Source organism: Streptomyces exfoliatus, assembly GCF_000725545.1.
Lineage (GTDB): Bacteria > Actinomycetota > Actinomycetes > Streptomycetales > Streptomycetaceae > Streptomyces > Streptomyces exfoliatus.
Genome location: NZ_JNZP01000006.1, coordinates 148,564 through 169,935, shown reverse-complemented (window position 1 = coordinate 169,935; position 21,372 = coordinate 148,564). Strand labels below are relative to the sequence as shown.

17 protein-coding genes, 2 pseudogenes and 1 riboswitch are annotated in these 21,372 nt (G+C 70.8%); of the genes and pseudogenes, 6 read left to right on the top strand and 13 right to left on the bottom strand.

Annotation, left to right across the window (positions count from 1 at the left end):
* Positions 1 to 98 precede the first annotated feature (98 nt).
* Positions 99 to 1,631 (top strand): amino acid permease, encoded by a 1,533-nt coding sequence (locus IO20_RS0109670; RefSeq protein ID WP_030550816.1) that lies wholly within the window; start codon positions 99 to 101, stop codon positions 1,629 to 1,631.
* A 51-nt stretch (positions 1,632 to 1,682) separates the two neighbouring features.
* Here IO20_RS0109670 and IO20_RS0109665 read toward each other — a convergent pair whose 3' ends face one another.
* On the bottom strand, positions 1,683 to 2,444 hold the full coding sequence (locus IO20_RS0109665; protein ID WP_030550814.1) for a GntR family transcriptional regulator: 762 nt from the start codon (positions 2,442 to 2,444) through the stop codon (positions 1,683 to 1,685).
* A gap of 184 nt (positions 2,445 to 2,628) precedes the next feature.
* Between IO20_RS0109665 and IO20_RS0109660 the strand changes: the two genes are divergently transcribed.
* The gene (locus IO20_RS0109660) at positions 2,629 to 3,969 is read left to right on the top strand and encodes a DUF2252 domain-containing protein (protein ID WP_030550812.1); all 1,341 of its coding nucleotides are present in this window, start codon (positions 2,629 to 2,631) and stop codon (positions 3,967 to 3,969) included.
* A 53-nt stretch (positions 3,970 to 4,022) separates the two neighbouring features.
* Here IO20_RS0109660 and IO20_RS0109655 read toward each other — a convergent pair whose 3' ends face one another.
* Complete coding sequence (locus tag IO20_RS0109655) at positions 4,023 to 5,414, bottom strand: NAD(P)/FAD-dependent oxidoreductase (RefSeq protein WP_030550810.1); 1,392 nt, start codon at positions 5,412 to 5,414, stop codon at positions 4,023 to 4,025.
* 203 nt (positions 5,415 to 5,617) lie between these two features.
* On the opposite strand from IO20_RS0109655, the gene IO20_RS0109650 reads away from it, so the two are divergent.
* Positions 5,618 to 6,004, top strand: coding sequence for an ATP-binding protein (locus IO20_RS0109650; protein WP_037635039.1), 387 nt, complete (start codon positions 5,618 to 5,620; stop codon positions 6,002 to 6,004).
* Between the two features lie 88 nt (positions 6,005 to 6,092).
* Here the strand turns inward: IO20_RS0109650 and IO20_RS0109645 are convergent, their stop codons facing one another.
* The 11 genes and pseudogenes from IO20_RS0109645 to IO20_RS42300 form a co-directional block, all read right to left on the bottom strand.
* Complete coding sequence (locus IO20_RS0109645; protein ID WP_030550806.1) at positions 6,093 to 6,629, bottom strand: PadR family transcriptional regulator; 537 nt, start codon at positions 6,627 to 6,629, stop codon at positions 6,093 to 6,095.
* Positions 6,630 to 6,661: 32 nt separating this feature from the next.
* Complete coding sequence (locus IO20_RS0109640) at positions 6,662 to 8,677, bottom strand: NADPH-dependent 2,4-dienoyl-CoA reductase (RefSeq protein WP_030550804.1); 2,016 nt, start codon at positions 8,675 to 8,677, stop codon at positions 6,662 to 6,664.
* A 96-nt stretch (positions 8,678 to 8,773) separates the two neighbouring features.
* Positions 8,774 to 9,649: an ATP-binding cassette domain-containing protein gene (locus tag IO20_RS0109635; RefSeq protein WP_030550803.1), complete on the bottom strand. Its 876-nt coding sequence runs from the start codon at positions 9,647 to 9,649 to the stop codon at positions 8,774 to 8,776.
* Positions 9,649 to 10,398, bottom strand: a complete 750-nt coding sequence (gene cbiQ / locus IO20_RS0109630; protein ID WP_030550801.1) for a cobalt ECF transporter T component CbiQ — start codon at positions 10,396 to 10,398, stop codon at positions 9,649 to 9,651. The genes IO20_RS0109635 and cbiQ overlap by 1 nt, the downstream gene beginning before the upstream one ends.
* 6 nt (positions 10,399 to 10,404) lie before the next feature.
* A complete protein-coding gene (locus IO20_RS0109625; protein ID WP_030550799.1) occupies positions 10,405 to 10,836 on the bottom strand; it encodes an energy-coupling factor ABC transporter substrate-binding protein in 432 nt (143 codons plus the stop codon).
* Positions 10,836 to 11,531 (bottom strand): energy-coupling factor ABC transporter permease, encoded by a 696-nt coding sequence (locus IO20_RS0109620; RefSeq protein WP_030550797.1) that lies wholly within the window; start codon positions 11,529 to 11,531, stop codon positions 10,836 to 10,838. Before IO20_RS0109620 ends, IO20_RS0109625 begins: the two co-directional genes overlap by 1 nt.
* A 29-nt stretch (positions 11,532 to 11,560) precedes the next feature.
* Positions 11,561 to 11,780: riboswitch (cobalamin riboswitch) on the bottom strand.
* A gap of 51 nt (positions 11,781 to 11,831) precedes the next feature.
* On the bottom strand, positions 11,832 to 12,242 hold the full coding sequence (locus tag IO20_RS0109615) for a PTS-dependent dihydroxyacetone kinase phosphotransferase subunit DhaM (RefSeq protein WP_030550796.1): 411 nt from the start codon (positions 12,240 to 12,242) through the stop codon (positions 11,832 to 11,834).
* Entirely contained in the window at positions 12,239 to 12,859 is a 621-nt protein-coding gene (dhaL, locus tag IO20_RS0109610) for a dihydroxyacetone kinase subunit DhaL (RefSeq protein ID WP_030550795.1), read from the bottom strand. Before dhaL ends, IO20_RS0109615 begins: the two co-directional genes overlap by 4 nt.
* 26 nt (positions 12,860 to 12,885) lie before the next feature.
* On the bottom strand, positions 12,886 to 13,878 hold the full coding sequence (gene dhaK, locus IO20_RS0109605; RefSeq protein WP_030550794.1) for a dihydroxyacetone kinase subunit DhaK: 993 nt from the start codon (positions 13,876 to 13,878) through the stop codon (positions 12,886 to 12,888).
* 89 nt (positions 13,879 to 13,967) lie between these two features.
* Positions 13,968 to 14,141, bottom strand: coding sequence for a winged helix-turn-helix domain-containing protein (locus IO20_RS42305; protein ID WP_425423709.1), 174 nt, complete (start codon positions 14,139 to 14,141; stop codon positions 13,968 to 13,970).
* 2 nt (positions 14,142 to 14,143) lie between these two features.
* Positions 14,144 to 14,275, bottom strand: a pseudogene (locus IO20_RS42300) (helix-turn-helix domain-containing protein); the annotation flags it as partial.
* A 751-nt stretch (positions 14,276 to 15,026) separates the two neighbouring features.
* Between IO20_RS42300 and IO20_RS36360 the strand changes: the two are divergent.
* The 3 genes and pseudogenes from IO20_RS36360 to IO20_RS0109590 all read left to right on the top strand — a co-directional run.
* Positions 15,027 to 15,712, top strand: a pseudogene (locus tag IO20_RS36360) (FtsX-like permease family protein); the annotation flags it as partial.
* A gap of 120 nt (positions 15,713 to 15,832) precedes the next feature.
* Positions 15,833 to 16,813 carry a hypothetical protein gene (locus tag IO20_RS0109595; RefSeq protein WP_030550793.1) on the top strand — a complete coding sequence of 327 codons (981 nt, stop codon included), beginning with the start codon at positions 15,833 to 15,835 and terminating at the stop codon, positions 16,811 to 16,813.
* Positions 16,814 to 16,872: 59 nt separating this feature from the next.
* Positions 16,873 to 21,318 carry a hypothetical protein gene (locus IO20_RS0109590; protein WP_051874507.1) on the top strand — a complete coding sequence of 1,482 codons (4,446 nt, stop codon included), beginning with the start codon at positions 16,873 to 16,875 and terminating at the stop codon, positions 21,316 to 21,318.
* Positions 21,319 to 21,372 lie beyond the last annotated feature (54 nt).

The following is a 21,372-nucleotide window of genomic DNA, read 5'->3' as shown; positions in this document are numbered from 1 at the left end:
GGCCCTCACACCGACCGCCCCCGCACCGGCCGCACCGCCGCATCGCCCACGCCCTTGTGCCGCACCGCATCCGCTCACCCCCGTCCCCGGAGGAACCCATGTCCCGTACCGCCGCTCCCGACGACGCGATACGCAAGCCACCCCCCGCCCAGGACGAGGAGGCGCGGCTGAGAGAGCTCGGCTACCAGCCCGTCCTCGCCCGCCGCATGGGCGGCTTCGGCAACTTCGCGATCAGCTTCTCGGTCATCTCCGTCCTCTCCGGATGCATGACCCTCTACGGCTTCGGCATGGGCACCGGCGGTCCCGCCGTCATGCTGTGGGGCTGGGCCGGCGTCGGCCTGTTCGTGCTGTGCGTGGGCCTCGCCCTCGCCGAGGTCACCAGCGCCTATCCGACCTCCGGCGCCCTCTACTACATGGCGGACCGGCTCGGCGGGCGCCGCTGGGGCTGGTACACCGGCTGGCTGAACCTGCTCGGTCTGCTCGGCGCCATCGCCGGCATCGACTACGGCGCCGCCCTCTTCACCGGCGCCTTCCTCAACCTCCAGTGGGGCTTCGAACCCACCGCGGGCTCCACTTTCCTGATCTTCCTCGCGATCCTGCTGTTCCACGCCGTCCTGAACCTCTTCGGCGTCCGCCTGGTCAGTGTGCTCAACTCGATCAGCGTCTGGTGGCACCTGACGGGCGTGGCGGTCATCGTCGGCGCCCTCGCCCTCGTCCCCGACCGGCACCAGTCCGCCGGGTTCGTGTTCACCGAGTTCGTGAACGACACCGGCTGGGCCAACCCCTTCTACGTCGCCGCGATCGGCCTGCTCCTCGCGCAGTACACCTTCTCCGGCTACGACGCCTCGGCCCACCTCTCCGAGGAGACCTCCAACGCCTCCGTCTCAGCCGCCAAGGGCATCGTGCGGGCCATCTGGGTCTCCTGGATCGCCGGATTCGCCCTGCTCGCCGGGCTGAGCTTCGCCATCCAGGACTACGCCGCCACGCAGAACAGCGCCACCGGCGTCCCGCCCGCCCAGATCTTCCTGGACGCGCTCGGCACCGGCGGCGCCACCGCCCTGCTGCTCGTGGTGATCGTCGCCCAGCTCTTCTGCGGCAACGCCGAGGTGGCCGCCGCCAGCCGCATGGTCTTCGCGTTCAGCCGCGACAACGCCCTGCCCGGCTCCGCGATCTGGCGCAAGGTCAGCGGCCGGACCCAGACCCCGGTCCCGGCCGTCTGGCTCGCCGTGGCGGTGGCCGCGCTGCTCGCCGTCCCCTCGCTGTACTCCGCCACCGCCTACGGCGCCGTCACCGCGATCAACGTCATCGGCATCACGCCCGCCTACGCCATCCCGATCTACCTGCGGCTGCGGGCCGGGGACCGGTTCGCCCCCGGTCCGTGGAGCCTGGGCCGCTGGAGCAAGCCGATCGGCTGGACCGCCGTCGTGTGGGTGGCGGTCGTCACCGTGCTGTTCTGCCTGCCGCAGAAGTCCCCGGTCACGGTCGACACCATGAACTACGCCGTGATCGCGCTCGCCGTCGTCCTCGTGCTCGCCAGCGTGTGGTGGTACGTCGCCCGCCGCTCGTACGGGACGCCGACGGCGTACGGCACCGCCCGGGAGGAGGCGGAGATCGCGGAGGGAATCGTCTGACGAAGGGGCCGGCTCCCGTGCCGACTCCTGAACCGGCCCCCGGCATCACTCTCAGGCGCTGAACTCGTAGGTCCAGGCCGCCGACCGGGCCGAGAAGTCGATGTCCGTGATCTCCAGGGCGTGGCCGTGCTGGTCGCTCACCACCCGGTGGACGACCAGCCGGGCGGCGTCGCCGGCCGCCGTCGTGGCGGGCCCCGGCGGTACGCCGACCGACTCCCGGTGGGTGATCCTCAGTCCCGCCTGGTGCATCCAGTGGTAGAGCAGCCGCAGGTCCGGCTGCTGACGGCAGTCCCGGCCCCGCCGGTAGCGGGCCAGCTGGGGGATCTCGACGAGCGCGGCCCGGGAGAACCAGGACACCGCCCGCTGGAGCGCCGCGCCGTGCGGCCCGAGCACGACGTGCCGGTGGACGAGCGTCGGCTCGCCCGGGGCGACCATGAGACGCGGTGCCAGCGGGGTGGGCGGCGGGTCCCAGGTGAGCGAGGCCCGCACCAGGGCCCCCGCCGCGCGCGGTCCGCCGGGGAACGTCGGCCGACAGGCGGATAGGGCGGGGACGGCGGGCTCGCCCTCGCCTCCGGATCCGGCGGCGGCGAAGGTGCCGCGCCGGTCGGTGACCACGAGCCGCTCCTCCCGCAGGAGCTGCAGCGCGCTGCGGACGGTCTGGCGGTTCACGTGGTACCGCTGGGACAGGGATCGTTCCGAGGGGAGCCGGCTACCGGGGGAGATGCGCCGGTGGGCGAGATCCTCGCGCAGCGCGGCGGCGACCCGGAGATAGAGCGGCGCGTCCGCCGCCGCCTCGTAATCGGGCTCGGCCATGATCAGACCCTCTCTTCGCTCAGCGTGACCGCACGGGTCGTGTGCGTGATCAATTCCTATCATTGGTCTAAACCATTTTGCTAGAGCGCTCCCGCAGAGTGGCCGAAACGAGCGTCGCCCCTTGTAATGAGGTACCAGGTGACGGGGACGAGACCGCGGCGGCGGGAGAGACGGGTGAGGCCGGATGACAACACCGTCGGAACGCGCCGCACGGGGCAAGCAGGCCCGCAAGCGCGTCCCCCGCTCCTCCCACGGCCGCTGGATACCCAGCTCACAGCGCCCCCACCCGATCGACGTCCTCGAACGGCAGTCCCGGGACCGGCTTCCCGACCTCGTACCCCTGCGGTACGGCCGGATGTCCGCCTCCCCCTTCGCCTTCTTCCGCGGCGCCGCGGCCGTCATGGCCGCCGACCTCGCCGCCCAGCACCACACCGACCTCACCGTCCAGCTCTGCGGTGACGCGCACCTGCTCAACTTCGGGGTGCACGCCTCACCCGAACGGACGCTCCTCTTCGACGTGAACGATTTCGACGAGACGCTCCCCGGCCCCTTCGAATGGGACGTCAAGCGGCTCGCCGCCAGCGTCGCAATCGCCGCCCTCCAGAACGGCAGCGCCAAGCCCAAGGCCCACCGGGCGGCCCTCGTCGCCACCGAGTCGTACCGCACGAACATGCGCCGCCTCGCGGGCCTCGGAGAACTCACCGTCTGGTACGAACGCATCGCCGCCGACGACCTCGTCCCCCTCGTCCGCCGCGACGACCGCGCCCGCTTCACGAACAGGCTCGCCGCCGCCCGCCGCCGCACCAGCCTCCAGGCCCTGAGCAAGCTCACCGAGGCCGACGAGACCGGAGCCCGGCACATCGTCGACGACCCGCCGCTCCTCCAGAGGACCGCGGACATCGACCGCGTCACCCTCGGCAAGATCTTCAACGACTACCGCAGCTCGCTCGCCGAGGAACGCCGGATCCTCCTCGACCGCTACCGCTTCCTCGACGCGGCCCGCACGGCCGGGGGCGTGGGCAGCATCGGCACGCGCTGCTTCCTCCTGCTCCTCGAAGGCCGGGACGAGGGCGACCCGCTCATCCTCCAGATCAAGGAGGCCGGCCGCTCCGTCCTCGAGCCGTACCTGCCGCCGAGCGCGTACGCCCACCAGGGCCGCCGCGTCGTCTGCGGCCAGCGCCTCATCCAGGCCGCGAGCGACATCTTCCTCGGCTGGATGACCGGACCCGAGGAACGCCACTTCTACTGGCGCCAGCTGCGCGACATGAAGGGCTCGGCCGAGGTGGAGACCATGTCCCCGGCCACGCTGCGGGACTACGCGCGGCTCTGCGGCCGGGCCCTGGCCCGCGCCCACGCCCGCTCGGGCGACCGCGTCGCCATCGCGGCCTACCTCGGCGGTTCGGACGTCTTCGACCGCGCGATCGCCGACTTCGCCCTCGCCTACGCGGGCCAGAACGCCGACGACTACGCGGCCCTGGGCGCCGCGGTGGCCGCCGGCGTGGTGGCGGCGGCGCCGGGCGCCTGAGCGCGCGCCTCCGTGCTTCGAGGCCCCCGGCCGTCGCCCGAGGGCCCCTGCGCCTACGCGTCCCGGAGCAGCGGCGGCTCCGCCGGTGTCTCCGCGACCGGTCCGAAGAGCACCGCCCGCGCCACCGAGGGGGCGAAGAGCCCCGTCAGTGGGGCCGTCAGCGTGAGCGCCGCCCGGAACGGCGCCCCCACGACCGGATCGCCCGCGGCCCGCGCCTGCACCCGGCTCAGATACCAGCCGACCGCCTTGTCCATCGGACCCGGCCGCGCCGCGTCACCCGTGGCGCCGGGCATCTTCTTGTCCGCGCCCGCCGAGATGTCCCAGGCCTGCCGGGAGGCGTCGAACAGCGCGCGCTGCACCTGCCGCGTGGTCGGGGTGCGCCTCGGATCGGCGAGCGCCCGGCGCAACGCGACCGCGCTGATCGCGGCCACCGCCATGCCCTGCCCGTAGATGGGGTTGAACGCGCACAGGGCGTCGCCGGTGGCGAGGAACCCTGCCGGGCGGCGGCCCGGACGGTCGTACCTCCGCCGGACGTTGGCGGTCTTGCGGAAGCCGTACACCGGGGACTCCGGCTCCGCGCGCGCCAGCCACTCGGTGAGCACCGGGTGCGGCAGCCGCTTCGCGTACTCCTCGAACGCGCCCTCTTCCGTGGGCGGTTCGTCGCCGCGCAGCCCCGAGAGGGTCACCAGGTGGCGCCCGTCCCCGAGAGGCAGGACGACACCGCCGTACACCTGCCCGGGGTTGGGCACGATGTAGTAGCCGGTCGCGTCGGTCCCCGGGTTCCCGGCCGGGGCGCGGTACACCCGGGTGCCGTACGCGAGACCCGTGTCGAGGGTCTCCTCGTGCGGGGCCTCCGCGCCGATGTCCGCCAGCCAGTCGGCGGCCTTCGTGGACCGCCCGGAGGCGTCCACGACCAGATCGGCCGCGAGCGTACGCGGCTCCTTGTCGGCCCCCGCGCCCCGCTCGCGCAGCCGTACGCCCCGGACGCGCGACGAGTCGCCGGTCAGGCCCACCGTCTCGGTGCCCTCGATCAGCTCCACGCGGGGGTCGGCGAGCACCCGCTGCCGCACCAGCCACTCCAGCTGGGGGCGGGGCCCGGAGTAGAAGTGAGCGGTCGCGGGCGTACGGCGGAACCACTGGCCGTTCTGCCACTGGATCATGTCCTCGGGAACGCCCACCTTCGGCGCGCCGAGGCCGCTCAGCTCGTCCATGAACCCCGGAAGCAGCTCGTCGAGGGCCCGCTGCCCGCCCGCGACCAGCACGTGCAGGTGCCGGCCCTGCGGGACGCCCGGCCGGGCGTCCGGCCCCTCGGGCAGCCGGTCGCGCTCGACGACCGTCACCTTCTCCGCGTGCTCGGCCAGCACCCGAGCGGTCAGCAGCCCCGCGAGACTTCCCCCGATGACCACCGCGTGACGTGTCGCGCGGCGCCCCAAGTCGTCGGCCATACCCGCCCTTTCGTGTAGTCGAACTCCGACGCTCAGTATCCACACCGGCACGGGCCGCGTCGCGCCGCGTCACCCCCGCACCCCTCGCCGCCGTACGGTTTCGGCCGTCGAGGCCGGAAGGTGAATGGATCCGGAGGATCCGGGCAGGCGCTGGGACCGAGACTGTCCTGAAGCGGAGGAGAGGGGAGAAAGGAGAGAACGTGATGGCAGTCTCCCGGCATCATGACCTCAAGGGTCCGGGGGCCGCCGCCCGAGCACGCCAGGAGGTGCGCCGCCTCGCCGGTGACGCCCTGCTCGCCGGACGTCCCCTGCGCCCGACCACCGAGAACGACGCGCTGCTCGTCGTGAGCGAGCTGGTCACCAACGCCATCCGGTACGCCGACGGCGAGTGCACCCTCGACCTCGCCCTGGAGGGGGACGGCATCGGCATCGACGTCCACGACCACAACCCCGACCCGCCACGCCCGAAGCAACCCGACCCGGGACGGGAAGGCGGCTTCGGCTGGGGCATCGTCACGCGCCTGGTCGGCAACGTCACCATACGGAGCGAGCCGGACGGCAAGACGGTCCACGCGCACGTGGACACCTAGGGCCTGTTGTTCGGATCGTGCCGGCCTCACCTGCCGGATCGGCCAGGGCCCGACTCCCGGATCAGGCCGGGCAGGCCCCGCGCCCGGATCACTCCGTGCCCAGCTCCGCCAGCGCGTTCGTCAGCCACTCGACCCAGAAGCGCTCCATGTCGATCCCGCCCCGCAGGACGAGATGCCGCAGCCGGTCCGGCTCCGTGTGGCGGCGCTCCGGCGGGAAGTCCCGCGCCTCGATCTCCAGGTACTCCGCCAGCTGTTTCCGGTGCAGGTCGAGGTGGCGGGACAGCTCGGCGCGCAGTCCCGTCGCGCCGACCACCGCCGCCGCCCGCATCCGCAGCAGCAGGGCGGCCCGGAGCGGTTTCGGGTCCTCCTGCCTGGCCACCCACATGCCGAGCTCGGCACGGCCCGCCGGCAGCACCTCGTACTCCTTGCGCTGCCCCCGCGCCGGAACCGGGGCGGGCAGGGCACGGATGTGCCCCGCCTGCTCCAGTCTTCCCAGCTCGCGATAGATCTGCTGGTGCGTGGCCGACCAGAAGTAGCCGATCGACTTGTCGAAGCGGCGCGTCAGTTCGAGGCCGGAGGACGGCTTCTCGAGCAGCGCGGTCAGGATCGCGTGCGGGAGTGACATGCACGCATCCTAGAAGTGGCCGGCCGCGGTGATCACAGCGTGGCCGCGAGCCGGGTGCCCTGGTCGATGGCCCGCTTGGCGTCCAGCTCGGCGGCGACGTCCGCACCGCCGATCAGGTGCGTGACGCGGCCGGCGGCCACCAGCTCCTCGTAGAGGTCCCGGCGCGGGTCCTGGCCCGCGCAGAGCACGACCGTGTCGACGGGAAGCACCTGCGACTCGCCGTCGATCGTGACGTGCAGGCCCTCGTCGTCGATCAGGTCGTACGACACGCCCGCCACCATGGCCACGCCCCGGTGCTTGAGCTCGGTGCGGTGGATCCAGCCCGTCGTCTTGCCGAGACCGGCGCCGACCTTGGTGGTCTTGCGCTGGAGCAGGTGCACCTGGCGCGGCGGCGCGTTCCGTTCGGGAGCGCGCAGGCCGCCCCGGTTCTCGTACGTGGTGTCCACGCCCCACTGGCGGAAGTACGTCTCGGGGTCCTGGCTCGCGCCCTCGCCGCCGTCCGTGAGGAACTCGGCGACGTCGAAGCCGATGCCGCCGGCGCCGATGATGGCGACCCGCTCGCCGACGGGGGCGCCGTCGCGCAGCACGTCCAGGTAGCTGAGGACGCTCGGGTGGTCGACGCCCGGGATGGCGGGGGTGCGGGGGGAGACGCCGGTGGCGACGACGACCTCGTCGTAGCCTTCGAGGTCGTCCGCCGCGACCCGGGTGTTCAGGCGCACCTCGACACCGTGCTCGGCGAGCTGGACGCGGAAGTAGCGCAGCGTCTCGTCGAACTCGTCCTTGCCCGGCACCCGCTTGGCGATGTTCAGCTGGCCGCCGATCTCGGCGGCGGCGTCGAAGAGCGTGACCGAGTGACCGCGCTCGGCCGCGGAGACCGCGCAGGACAGACCGGCCGGGCCGGCGCCGACCACGGCGATCCGCTTGGCGAGGCGGGTGGGGGAGAGGACCAGTTCGGTCTCGTGGCAGGCGCGCGGGTTGACCAGGCAGGAGGTGATCTTGAGGTTGAAGGTGTGGTCCAGGCAGGCCTGGTTGCAGCCGATGCAGGTGTTGATGGTGTCGGCGCGGCCCGCGGTGGCCTTGGCGACGAACGCCGGGTCGGCGAGGAAGGGGCGGGCGAGCGACACCAGGTCGGCGCGGCCGTCGGCGAGGATCTCCTCGGCGACCTCGGGCGTGTTGATGCGGTTGCTGGTGACGAGCGGCACGGAGACCGACCCCATCAGCTTCTTCGTGACCCAGGTGTAGGCGCCGCGCGGCACGGAGGTGGCGATGGTGGGGATACGCGCCTCGTGCCAGCCGATGCCGGTGTTGATGATGGTGGCGCCCGCGGCCTCGATCTCCTTGGCCAGCTGGACGACCTCCTCCAGGGTGGAGCCGCCGGGGACGAGGTCCAGCATGGAGAGGCGGTAGACGAGGATGAAGTCCTCGCCCACGCGCTCGCGGATCCGGCGGACGATCTCCAGCGGGAAGCGGACGCGGTTCTCGTAGGAGCCGCCCCAGCGGTCGGTGCGCTGGTTGGTGGCGGCGGCGATGAACTCGTTGATGAGGTAGCCTTCGGAGCCCATCACCTCGACGCCGTCGTACCCGGCCTCCTTGGCGAGCTCGGCGCAGCGGGCGTAGTCCTCGACGGTCTGCTCGACCTCGGCGTCGGTCAGCTCGTTCGGTACGAAGGGGCTGATCGGGGCTTTGATGGCGCTGGGCGCGACGAGGGCCGGGTGGTACGCGTACCGGCCGAAGTGCAGGATCTGCATCGCGATCCGGCCGCCCTCGGCGTGCACGGCGTCGGTGATGAGCCGGTGCTCGGCGACCTCGTCGGCGGTGGTGAGCTTGGCCCCGCCGTCCCAGGGGCGGCCGGCGTCGTTGGGTGCGATGCCCCCGGTGACGATGAGGCCGACGCCACCGCGGGCCCGCTCGGCGTAGAACGCGGCCATGCGCTCGAAGCCGTGCTCGGTCTCTTCGAGGCCGACGTGCATCGACCCCATGATCACCCGGTTGGGAAGGGTGGTGAACCCCAGGTCGAGCGGGCTCAGCAGATGCGGGTACGGGGTCATGGGGGCGCCTCCTCGCGCAGGAACGTCGACCTCAGTTGTAGGGGACCTCCTTCCTCTTCTGCAACTAGTTGCAGAAGAACGGGGACGTGATTTCTACTACTCGGTAACCACCGGGGCCGCCGCGGCCCCCAGCCATGCGTCGAGATCCTCCGGCGTCCGCGGCTCAGGCACCCCCGCGCCCAGCAGGCCCCGCGCCCGCAGCAGCCGCGCCACGGCCGTGCCCCAGGGCCGCCGCAGCCGGGCCGCGTCGAGCAGCGCGTCGTCCGCGAGCAGCTCGGCGACAGGACCGGTGCGCAGCCCCGCGGGGGAGAGGACCGCCGCCTCGTCCGCCCACCGCAGCGCCAGATCCACGTCGTGCGTCGCCATCAGCACCGTCGTACCGGCCTCCCGAAGCCGCCGTAGTGCGTCGAGCAGCCGTTCCTGCCCGTGCGGATCGAGACCGGCCGTCGGCTCGTCCATCATCAGGACCCGCGGCCGCATCGCCACGGCTCCGGCGATGGCGGCCCGCTTGCGCTGCCCGTACGACAGCAGATGCGTCGGCCGGTCCGCGAGCGCCGTGATGTCGAGCGCCTCCAGGGCCTCCGCCACCCGGAGCCGTACCTCCTCCTCCGGCAGCCCCAGGTTCGTCGGACCGAACGACACGTCCTGGCCGACCGAAGCCGCGAACAGCTGGTCGTCCGGGTCCTGCACCACCAGCTGCACGGTGGTCCGCAACCGGGCCAGTCCCTTCCGGTCGTACGCCACCTCCGCCCCGTCCAGGAGCAGCGACCCGCTCCCGCACCGCAGACCGCCGCTGAGCAGCCGGAGCAGCGTCGTCTTGCCGCCGCCGTTGCGGCCGAGCAGCGCCACGGCGCGGCCCTCCGCCACCGCGAAGTCCACGCCCGACAGGACCGCGGGCCCGTCCTCGTAGGCGAAGCCCGCGCCCACCAGTTGCACGACGGGCACCGGAGGGGAGGGGACCTTCGTGGGCATCACGGGAGCAGCCTTTCCAGTACGAGGGTGAGGGCGACGAGCCCCGCGAGCAGGACGCCCGTCGCGGCGAGGAACCGCCGGGAGAGCGCGCACGCGGGCACGAGCACCCGCAGCGTGCCGTCGTACCCGCGCCCGGCGAGCCCCGACTGCAGGCGCTGCGCCCGGTCGAAGGCCCGTACGAACGTGGTCGCGCCGAGGCCGGCGAGGGAGCGCCAGGTCGCGGCCCGGGTGGTGTGCCCGAGCCGGGCCGCCTGCGCCTGCCGGATCTTCGCCAGCGAGTCGAGCAGCAGGAAGATGATCCGGTACATCACGAGCGCCACGTCCACCACCGGAGCCGGCACCCCGGCGCGGACGAGGCGGGGCAGGACGTCGGAGACCGGCGTGGTGAACGCGAACAGCAGCACCCCGAGCGAGGCCGAGGAGGTCCGCAGGAGCAGCTCGACCGCCTGCGCCGGACCTTCCGGCGCCGGCGCGACGAACCCGCGGTCGCCGCCGACCGCGAAGAGCAGCGGAATCGCGCCCGTGACGCAGAATCCGAGCGGGATGCGGAACGCCCGCCACAGGGCCCGGCCCGGCACACCGGCCGGGCCGAGCAGGATGGCGAGCGTGGTCGCCGCGACGAGCGGGGCGCCCGGCCACGGCGGCAGGGAGACCGCGCACAGGGTCAGACCGAAGCCGAGCAGCGCCTTCTCGGCGGGATGGCGGCGGCGCCAGCGGCTGCTGTGCGCCGCCGCGTCGATCGGCAGCATCGGCGCCTACGCGCCCGGCTCGTCGACGCTCGCGGAGCGCGTAGCGCCCGAGCCGGTACCGCCCCCGTCCGCCGAGGCCTTCGCCTCGACAGCCTCGGCGGTCTTCGCCCCGACCACCTTCGCCTGGGTCTCCTTCGCCAGGGCCGCTCCCTGCCTGCGGCCCCGCCGCAGCCCGAAGTAGTACGCCAGGAATCCGGCGCCCAACGCGGCCTGCAGGGAGAACAGCCCCGACTCGATCTCCCCGGACGGCGGCTCGTACAGGGGGCTGAACCACGGCTCGTAGTCCGGGTGGAGCTCCGTGATCGCCGTCTCCGCCTCCCCGTCCGCCCCGGTGAACGGCTCCTCCTTGTGGTCCCCGAGCCCGAGCGCGAGCGGCAGGACCGCGAGCGCCGCGACGACGAGCAGCAGGAGGGCGTTGATCTTCGTGTTCCGGCTCATCACGCCGTCGCCTCCTCGCGTCGCTCCGCCGTGCGTCCGCCGAGGACACCGAGCCGGATCAGATCGCCCTTGCTGGACTGGGTGAGCAGCCGCATCACGAGCACGGTGAGCAGGCCCTCGCTCACGGCGAGCGGGAGCTGCGTCACGGCGAAGATCCCGCCGAACTTGGCGAGCGCCCCGAGCACACCGCCGGCCGGGTCCGGGAAGGCGAGAGCCAGCTGCACGCTGGTCACGCAGTACGTGGACAGGTCGGCGACGAACGCGCCGAAGAAGACGGCGACCATCAGCGGCGCACCGGTCCTGCGCAGCAGCAGATACGTCCCGTACCCCGCCCACGGGCCGACGATCGCCATCGAGAAGGCGTTCGCGCCGAGGGTGGTCAGCCCGCCGTGGGCCAGCAGGAGGGCCTGGAACAGCAGGGTGATCGTCCCGAGGACCGCCATGATCGGCGGCCGGAACAGGATCGCGCCCAGACCCGTTCCGGTCGGGTGCGAGCAACTACCCGTCACCGATGGCAGCTTGAGCGCCGACAGGACGAAGGTGAAGGCGCCGGAAGCGCCGAGCAGAAGGGTGGACTCGGGATTGGACCGTACCTCGCGGGTCAGCGCGCGGACCCCGTGGACGATGAACGGCGCGGACGCGACGCCCCAGGCGGCCGCGTGCACAGGGGGCAGATACCCCTCGGCTATATGCATGGTTGGGAGACCCTCTCCAGCACCTCGTGGATGGACAACGCACCTTGGCCGGTCTCCTGGCTGACGGTCATACGTCCGACTCCGCCTTCCCACACCCCGACGGTCTCCCGTCGCGGTCCAGTGGCTTCCCCGAGGGTGCTTCCCGCGGGGGTGGAGCCGGACATCCCGATCACAGTGGCGAGGGCCGCACCGGTACTGCACCGGTTTCCCGTACACCAAGGCCCTGCGACCCTAGTGCGTTGACCAGGTACATCACAACACGGTCGCCACGCGGTGCGGCCTCTCGCTCACTCCACGCAGTCAGTCCTTGCGGTAGGCGTACGCCTCCGAGGCCGCCGCCGCCACGGCGTCGAGGTCCCCGCCCGCGCTCGCCGTGACCAGCGCGGCGACCGCGCCCTCGACGAACGGCGCGTCCACCAGACGGGAGTTCCGGGGCAGCTCGTCACCCTCGGCGAGCAGCGCCTTCACGGTGAGCACCGCGCTCCCCAGATCGACCAGGATCGCCACACCGGCGCCCCGGTCCGCGGCCTCGGCCGCCGAGCGGATCAGCTCGGAACTCGTCCCGAGGCCGCCGTCCGGGGTCCCGCCGGCAGGGAGGACCGGCGCCAGGTCACCGCCGCCGGCGAGCCCACGGGCGAGGTCGCCCACGGCGGCCGCGACGGCGGCACTGTGGGAGACGAGCACGATGCCGACGCGGGTCCCGGGACTCACGACGCCCCCTCGGTACGGGCGACCTCGTCGAGCGCGGCGAACAGCAGCGCCGAGGAGGTCGCCCCCGGGTCCTGGTGCCCCACCGACCGCTCGCCCAGATAGCTGGCCCTGCCCTTGCGCGCCCGCAGGGGTACGGTCGCGAGCGCGCCCTGCTCGGCGGCGGCGCGGGCCGCCCCGAACGACGCCCGCAGCCCCTCCACGGCCGGAAGGAGCGCGTCCAGCATCGTCTTGTCGCCCACCTGGGCACCTCCCAGCTGCGACACGGCGACGACACCGGAACCGAGCGCCTCCGCCAACTGCTCCCGGCTGACCCGGCCCCCGTCGCCGAGCGTCTTTCCGGTACGGCGCAGCAGCGTCCCGTACAACGGTCCCGACGCGCCGCCCACGGTGGAGATCAGCTGCCTTCCGGCGGCGGTGAGCACCGCGCCGGGCGTCGCGGGCGATTCCTCGGCCAGGACCTCGGTGACGGCGGCGAACCCCCGCTTCAGGTTGGCGCCGTGGTCGGCGTCCCCGATGGCCGAGTCCAGCTCGGTGAGCCGGTCCGCCTCACGGTCGACGACCTCGGCGACCGCGGCCAGCCACCGCACCAGGAAGTCCACCCCGAAGGTCTCCGTCATACCGGTCCCCTCTCCCATGCCCCGTCTCACCGGCCCCAGCGCAGCGCGGGCGTCTCCACGGGTGCGTCCCACAGGCGAAGGAGCTCCTCGTCCACCTCGCACAGGGTCACCGAGCAGCCCGCCATGTCGAGCGAGGTCACGTAGTTCCCGACGAGCGTACGGGCCACCGGCACCCGCCGTTCGCCGAGTACGCGCTGCACCTCGGCGTTGAAGCCGTACAGCTCCAGGAGCGGCGTCGCGCCCATCCCGTTCACCAGCGCGATCACCGGCCCGGACGGGCGGAGGTCCTCGACGACGGCGTCGACGGCGAAGTCCGCGATCTCCCCCGACGTCATCATCGGCCGCCGCTCCCGCCCGGGTTCGCCATGGATGCCGATGCCCAACTCCAGCTCGCCCGCGGGGAGATCGAACGTGGGGCTGCCCTTCGCGGGGGTGGTGCAGGCGCTCAGGGCCACGCCGAAGGATCGGCAGCGCTCGTTGACCCGGCGGGCGATCGCCTCCACCCGCTCGAGCGGCGCGCCCTCCTCGGCGGCGGCGCCCGCGATCTTCTCCACGAAGAGCGTGCCGCCGGTCCCGCGCCGGCCGGCCGTGTACAGACTGTCCGTGACGGCGACGTCGTCGTCGACGAGGACCTTGGCGACCTGGATGCCCTCGTCCTCTGCGAGCTCCGCGGCCATCTCGAAGTTCAGCACGTCACCGGTGTAGTTCTTGACGACGAACAACACCCCGGCGCCACTGTCGACGGCGGCGGCGGCCCGCACCATCTGATCGGGCACGGGCGACGTGAACACCTCGCCGGGACACGCGGCCGCCAGCATCCCGGGCCCCACGAACCCCCCGTGCAAGGGCTCGTGCCCGGACCCACCGCCGGAGACCAGCGCCACCTTCCCCGCCACGGGAGCGTCCCGCCGCACCACGACCCGCCGCTCCACGTCCACGGTGAGCCCGGGATGAGCGGCGGCCATCCCCCGCAGGGCGTCGGCGACGACGGTCTCGGGAACGTTGATGAGCATCCTCATGGGTACCTCCTGGTGAGACTGGCAGGCAAGCCGCTGGGCAGGGTCTTTGCAGGTCAGAGCATGTGAGGAGAGATGATGATCTGGTCGGTTCATGGCGGCGTGGGGCGGTTCTGCGCGGTACTGACGCTGACTCGATGCCCAAACATCCTTGCCAGGACAGAACGCTCCCTAACCCGCGACCACTGCTCCGCCCGCCACCTGGCCACAGCCTGCTCGTCGCGCTCGACGGCCCGGTGCGCGGGAACCTGCGGTGACCTGCCCAAGGTCAGGGCCGGCCTGCCGCCGTCCCGCCAGGCGGCGTGCCAGGCGTACGCCGACTTCCGTGACACCCGTAACTGCGCGCCACCTCCGGCGGCCGCAGCCCCTGCTCGAACATCTCCGCGGCCTCGAAGCGCAGTGCCTCACGCTTCGCCCGCCCCGCAGCGGTCGGACCGCCGCCATCCGTACTTCATGACGATGACGTAGCACCGCCAACATCCGCTGTCACCCCACCCTTTCAACCTCAGCGACAAGGGGTGTGAACCGGGCAGGCGCGGTCCCCGGTCGTGGTGATCGGCGAACTCGACACTCCGTGATCGCTGGAGGCTGTGCCTGCGCGTGCGTCTACCGAACCATCACGAATGCGGCACCGGGCCCATGCCACTACGTCGGGCCAAGCGCGAGAACGACGGAGCCCCGCACCGCTGACTGCGTGCGGCGTCGCCCTGAGCACGTACGCGGCCTCGTACCGCCGCATCCCTTGTTCGAACAGGTCCGCGGCTGCTGCGGCTCAACTCGTCCCAGATTTACGCGAGTTCGGGATTCCGCAGTCCAGGGCCCATCAAAGCGACGCCAAAGATCAGCAGTCATCCCGTATGCCCCTGATCGCATGACAGGTCGGCTTTATGGATCTTGAATTGGTCACCCCGGAGTGTAGGGTGGATCCACATGGATTTCAGCAGGCCCGGGGGGCTCGTGCGGCCTGTATCGCAACTCATGCGAGTGTTGACGCTCGCCGTGCGGCTATCGCTCAGATGCGCACGATCCCCCTCGGCTTGGGTGAAATCAAAGGAAGCCGTCTGCCTGTCTTTGAGGTTGACCCAATGTGGGCGGCACCTATTCACATGACTAGGAGGGGGACTGAGTAGTGCGCAGCCTGGCACGACAGAACTCGCCAGCGTGTGGCAGTTGTTGGGTCAGGGGTCGCTGCCCGGCTCGGTATCTCAACCGTCGAGACTCAGCCGGCGGTCTTCATCGGCGACGAGGCGTTCACCGTGATCGGTGTGATCGGTGATGTGGAACGCAAGGCACATCTTCTCCTGTCTGTTGTCGTCCCGCGCTCAACGGCACAGCACATATGGGGTACTCCCAAGACGGTGCCAAGATGCTGGTGTCGACCCGTCTGGGAGCAGCGACCCAGGTGGCCCAGGAATCCCCGATGGCGCTCGACCCCGCTCATCCCCAGTACTTCGAGGCCGTCCCCCCGCCGGATCCGAGGAGCCTGCGGGGCAAGGTCACGGGGGACCTCGACCAGCTCTTTCTCCTCCTTGCGGCGATCTGCCTTTTCATTGGAACCGTCGGTATCGCCAACACCACACTCGTGGCAGTGCTGGAACGCACGAGTGAGATCGGGCTGCGGCGTGCGCCGGGAGCACGCGGTCGGCAGATCACCACTCAGTTCCTCACGGAATCCGCGACCTTGGGGGCCCTGGGGGGCCTCGTTGGTACCTCCCTTGGCACGCTGACTGTCGTTGGAGTCGCGATCGCCCGGGACTGGACGCCCGTCATCCATTCCATGACGGTGACAACCGCGCCCGCCATCGGCCTGACGACTGGTCTGCCGGCCGGCCTGTAGCCGGCTTGGAGGGCTTCCCGCATCACGCCGGTGGAGGCGCTGCCCCGCTGAGCGTAAGGAGCGCGGCCGGCATGCGCCACGCACGTGGACCCCCTCACGTCACGTAGAGAAGGAAAACCCATGCACGTCCTCAGGCGAACGACCGTCGCCGCCACTGTCATGCTCGCGGCAATCACGCTCGGTGCCTGCTCCTCGTCCGGATCGGCCTCCGACGCGGCGAAGGGCAAGGCCCCGATCGACCAGGCCAACTGGCCTGCGGAGGTGCCCACTTCCGAACTGGTCAAGGGCCTGGAGCTGCCGCTTGAGGCCTACCTGCCTTCCTACGCGGATCAGGTCGCCGTCGACACCGCGCTGCGCACCCTGCAGACGCGGTGCATGTCTGAGTACGGGCTGACCGTCGATCTGCCGCGTCCCGGCGCGAACCCGCCGCCCCACAGCAACGCCGTCTCGATCGAGCGGCGTTACGGCCTCAGCGACCGCGCACAGGCACAGAGGTACGGGTACGGGCTGCCGAAGGAGCTGACCCGGAGCCTCGAATCCGTCGAGCAGGGGCTGTCGGACATAGAGGTGGAGGTCCTGACCGGGCGGAAGAAGCCCGAGTTCGCCCCGCCCGAGGGCGCCAAGGGCAGCCAGGGCCATTTCGGCGGGATCCCGCAGCCCGCGCGCGCCGAGCACAACGGAAAGAAGCTGCACGAGGGCGGCTGCGCCGGCTGGTCGAAGCGACGGCTCAAGGTGAACGAGGAGGATGCGGGCTTCGTCTCCAGGCTCGCCTCGACAAGCCTCTCCGAGTCCCGGCCGCTGAAGCCGGTCCAGAAGACTCTCAAGAGCTGGTCGGCCTGCATGAAGGACAAGGGCCGCGAGGCCGCCGATCCGTACCGGGCGATGGAGCAGGGCTACGCCGACGGCGACGGCACCACCAAGAACGCGATCGAGCTCGCGCTGGACGACATCGACTGCAAGGAGCAGACCCGTCTGATCGAGGTCTGGTTCCAGGAGGAGTCGGCCGTCCAGAGGCGGCTGATCGAGGAGAACAAGGGCCGGCTTGCCGCTGTCAAGAAGCGCATGGGCGAGGTCCTTGCGGCCGCGAAGGCCGTCAAGTAACCAGAGAAGGAACACAGTTGAGACAGATACGTATCCGTCTGCGCGTGCCGGTCACCCTTGTGGTGGCCACCGCGCTGGCGGTACCCCTGAGCCTGCCCGCGCAGGCCGAGGCACCAAAGCCGCCCAAGGGCGCGGCGCAAGGGTGGAGCGACACCACCCAGCAGCAGAAGAAGCTCTCCCTCAAGCCCTCCGCGATCCCCGCGAAGGACCGCGCCGGCCTGCTCGGCAAGGGCTACGAGAAGTCCGCGGACACCGCGGTCACCGCGACCGGTGACGGCACCGGCTTCCACCTCCTTGCGGGCAAGGAGAAGGACGGCTACCAACTCCGTACGGTGGCCAGCCTGTTCGAGGACGGTTTCGCCTCGGACACCTGGATCGGCAACCACTGCGTCACCGAGTCCGGCACGTACGCGGCCGTCTCGTACGCGCCGCGGATGTTCACCAACAAGCCCGAGCTGATGGTGCGCGGTGCCTTCACCGCGGTGGTCGACCTGACCTCGGGCGAGGTCACCAAACTGCCGTTCCAGTCGTCGCTCGCCTACTTCTCGCCCGGCTGCGGCCAGGGCGATCAGGCGGTGTTCACCCAGCTCACCCACGACGGTGACGACAAGCAGCAGACCCGTCTGATCACCGTCGACGCGGCCACCGGCAAGGAGTCGAAGCCGGTCACGCTCGCCGGCCAGATCACCTCGGCGATCCCCACCAACGCGGGCATCGTCGCCGCCCACGGCAACAAGCTGGTACGGATCAACGGCACGGCAGAGAAGACCCTGGCGTCCACCACCACGGTGCCGTTCCAGATCACCGCCGACGCCGACGGCGGTATCACCTTCATCGACCGCGAGTTGGACAAGAAAGCGTCCGTCAAGCCGGCCGCCTGGGCCAAGCACCTGGACCGTACGAAGGTGAGGCAGGGCAAGAAGACCGACCCCGTCACCGTCGCCTCCGGCGGGCTGCACGCCTGGGACCTGACCCGCTCGGCACGCGGCGAGGTGTTCGTCACCGGTGACGCCACGTCCAAGGCCCTGCCCAAGCGGGTGCACAACCCCGGCAAGCTCCCCCAGGGCGCGGCGATCTCCAGCCACGCCCAGGCGGCCCTGACCACCACCTGGTCCGATGGGAGGACCACCCTGGTCAACCCGGAGGACGCCGCCAAGCCGCGCCCCGCCCGTACGGCCCTGCGCATGCTGGACTCGGGCAAGTCCGTAACCCTCGACCTGCGCCCCGGCGCGCACCGCGTGGGCGACGAGGCACAGGGGCACGCCCTGTCCCCCGCTCTCACCACCGGAGGCTCGGTCGACTCCGGCCCGGACACGGGCAAGGAGAGCACGGACGGCCTGTCCACGCAGACCGTCCGGACCCAGGCCCTCACCGCGCAGGCCGACAACCCGAGCGAGAGCACCGGGGAACGCTACTGCGCGGTGGCCCGCAACGACGTGAAGAAGCAGGCGTTCCAGCCCACACCGCGCCAGGTCGAATGGGCCGTGGACCAGGCCGTCGTCGGTGAGCTGAACTTCTACCGCGACAGCAACTGGAAGAACACCGGAATCGCCGGCGGTTACCAGCCCCAGGGCCTGTTCCCGCCGACCGTTCTCGCGGGTGACCCCAACGGCAAGCTCGACAACGAGGACCCCGACGTCACCGACAAGTGGCACATTCCCGCACAGGTGATGCTGGGCATCACCGCGCAGGAATCCAACATGTGGCAGGCCACCCGCTTCGCCGTGCCCGGTGTCACCGCCAACTCGCTGATCGGAAACTACTACGGCGTCGACTACGCCGCCTCCGGGGAGCAGCTCGACCCGTGGCGCATCAACTGGGCCGACGCCGACTGCGGTTACGGCATCACCCAGGCCACCGACGGCATGCGCCTGGCGGGCAAGACCAAGCCGGGCGAGACCGCCCTGTCCACGGTCGCCCAGGAAGCGGTCGCGCTGGACTACACCGCGAACGTGGCGGCCGGCGTGCGGATCCTGTCGGAGAAGTGGAACCAGACGTACAACGCCGGGATGAAGATCAACGGCGGCCACCCCAAGTGGATCGAGAACTGGTTCTTCGCCCTGTGGGCGTACAACTCCGGCTTCTACAACACCGCGGACTCCCAGGGACACTGGGGCGTCGGCTGGACCAACAACCCGGCCAACCCCCTGTGGAAGGCCAACCGCGTGCCGTTCCTCCAGCACGCCACCGACTCCTCCAAGGACGACTACAGCCACGCCGCGCACCCGCAGGACTGGCCGTACCAGGAGAAGGTGATCGGCTGGGCGGCGCGCCCGATCTCAGCAATGTTCGCTCCCGGCAACTTCCAGGCGGGCTATAAGGGCGCATGGTGGACCACCAACGCGGACCGCGCGAGCGCCAAGCCTCCGGTCGACCTGTTCTGCAACGCGTCGAACAACTGCAACCCGGCCAAGATCGGCGACAACGACTCCAACGACCAGGGCCGGGGTGCCTGCACCCTGGACGCGGGCGACAGCAAGACCAACCCGCACTGGCTGCACTGCTGGTGGAACCAGCCGGTCACCGAAGCGCAGTGGAAGAACTGCACCACGGGGGCCAAGTGCGGCAACGGTGTGCACCGCTTCCCGACGTCCTACGGCGAGCAGCCGGATGCCGGCTCCTACCCGCCGAACTGCGCCACCACGGCTCTGCCCGCCGGCGCCCTGGTGGTCGACGATCTGGCGGACGGGACCATACCCGCCGGCGTGGACGCCAAGCGGGGATGCGGGGCGGTGAAATCCAGCGGCACATTTAACTTCACGTATGTCCCGTGGGACACCCAGATGGATCTCACCAACGACGGTACGGACAACCCGACCACCGTCACCACGTATCCGGGGAAGATCGACACGCATCAGATCGGTGCGGGCTACGGAAACCACTTCTGGTTCACGCACACCCGCTCCCCAGAGTCGAACCCGGCCAACGCCGAGCGTCTGAAGGTGACCGGCACGTGGAAGCTGAACGCTCCGCTGACCAACACCACGCGCCAGGCGAAGATCTTCGCGCACATCCCCGACCACGGGGCGCAGACCTCCAACGCCGTGTACCGGATCCAGACGCCCGAAGGGGAAGAGGAGGCGACGATCTCGCAGACGGCGAACCAGGCCAACAAGTGGGTGGACCTGGGCGCCTATGAATTCGGTGACCAGATCCCCGAGGTGCGGCTGGACAACTTCAACGGCGGCAACGGTTCTGCCGACATCGCCTTCGACGCGCTGGCGTTCGTACCGGGTACGTACGAAGGTCAGGCGCTGACCGGCAGTATGACAGCCGACCCGACCGCTCCGGATCCTGCGCCGGTCGAGCCGGAGGAGGACATCACCAACGGCACCTTCTCCGCGGCCCGCAGCTCCTCGGCGAAGACCGCCACGGTGGCGCCGAGGGCGATGGCCGCCACGAGCACCGCGACATGCTCGACGACCAACCACTCCCTCACCCGCAAGCGCACCACCGCCTGTATCCACAGCGACTACGGGATGACGGAGTACGCGAACACCGTTCCGGTCGGAAGCGCGGCTTTCGACCTCTACATGACGTACTACCTCGACCCGAAGAGTGGCGAGTTCTCACAGGTCGCCGATATCCGGCTGAAGTCGATGGACGGTTCGGTGAACACCGCCACGTTCGACTTCGAGGCCAAGTGCCGCGGTTACTGCGACGTCACCAGCGTCGACTGGAACGGGTCGAAGACCTTCGCCAGGGGCGACACGCTCCTGCGGACCGTCACCACGCGGTTCAAGTGGTCGCCCAGCGGCGCCACCAAGAACTCGATCATGCCGTACCTGTCTCTCGGCGGTAAAGTCAACAGCACTTATGTCGTGAATCCGTCCGAATTCGAGAGCGCAAAGCTGAACATCCGCTGCGACACCGAGGTGTCCAGCGCGGGTACCGGCTGCGTGTTCTCCGGCTACAAGCCGACGTACGTCATGAACTCCAAGAAGTTCCCCGGGGCCGCGGCACACATCGACATGATGTGGCGCAAGACCAACATCAAGTGGGGTCAGCGCAGCAGCGGCAAGTCGCTCACCTACCTGGGCAACAAGATGTCCGTCGACGGCTCCGGCAAGATCCAGTCGGATCGCAACCGTCAGCTCATCTGCGGCAGGAAGTGGAAGGCCTACAGCGGCACCGGTCTGTTCAGTGACAAGTGGTCCCTTGACGCAGGGGAGCCGCGCACCGACTCGAAGAGCTGTGACGAGTTCGTGTTCGCCAACGCCGCCCAGAGCGCCGGAAACTCGGCGGGCCCCAACCCCGTCGGTTACAGCGGCGCGGAGTGCATCCAGACCTATGTCGCGCGCAACCCCGACGACACCATGACGCTCCGCCTGCGCCCGAGTGCCACGCCACCGACGTGGAACGAGCCGTGTGGCCGGTCTTCGATGTCGAACTGGCAGAACACCCAGTCGATGCGGCCGTTCGGCGACTTCATCAAGGAACAGCGCTTGATGGAGGACGACGGCTACTGGGTCGACCTCGACGGATTCACCGCACCCACTCCGTAACCGGACCATGAGAAGTGCCCCCCGGCCGATCTTCGGTTCCGGGGGGCACTTGTG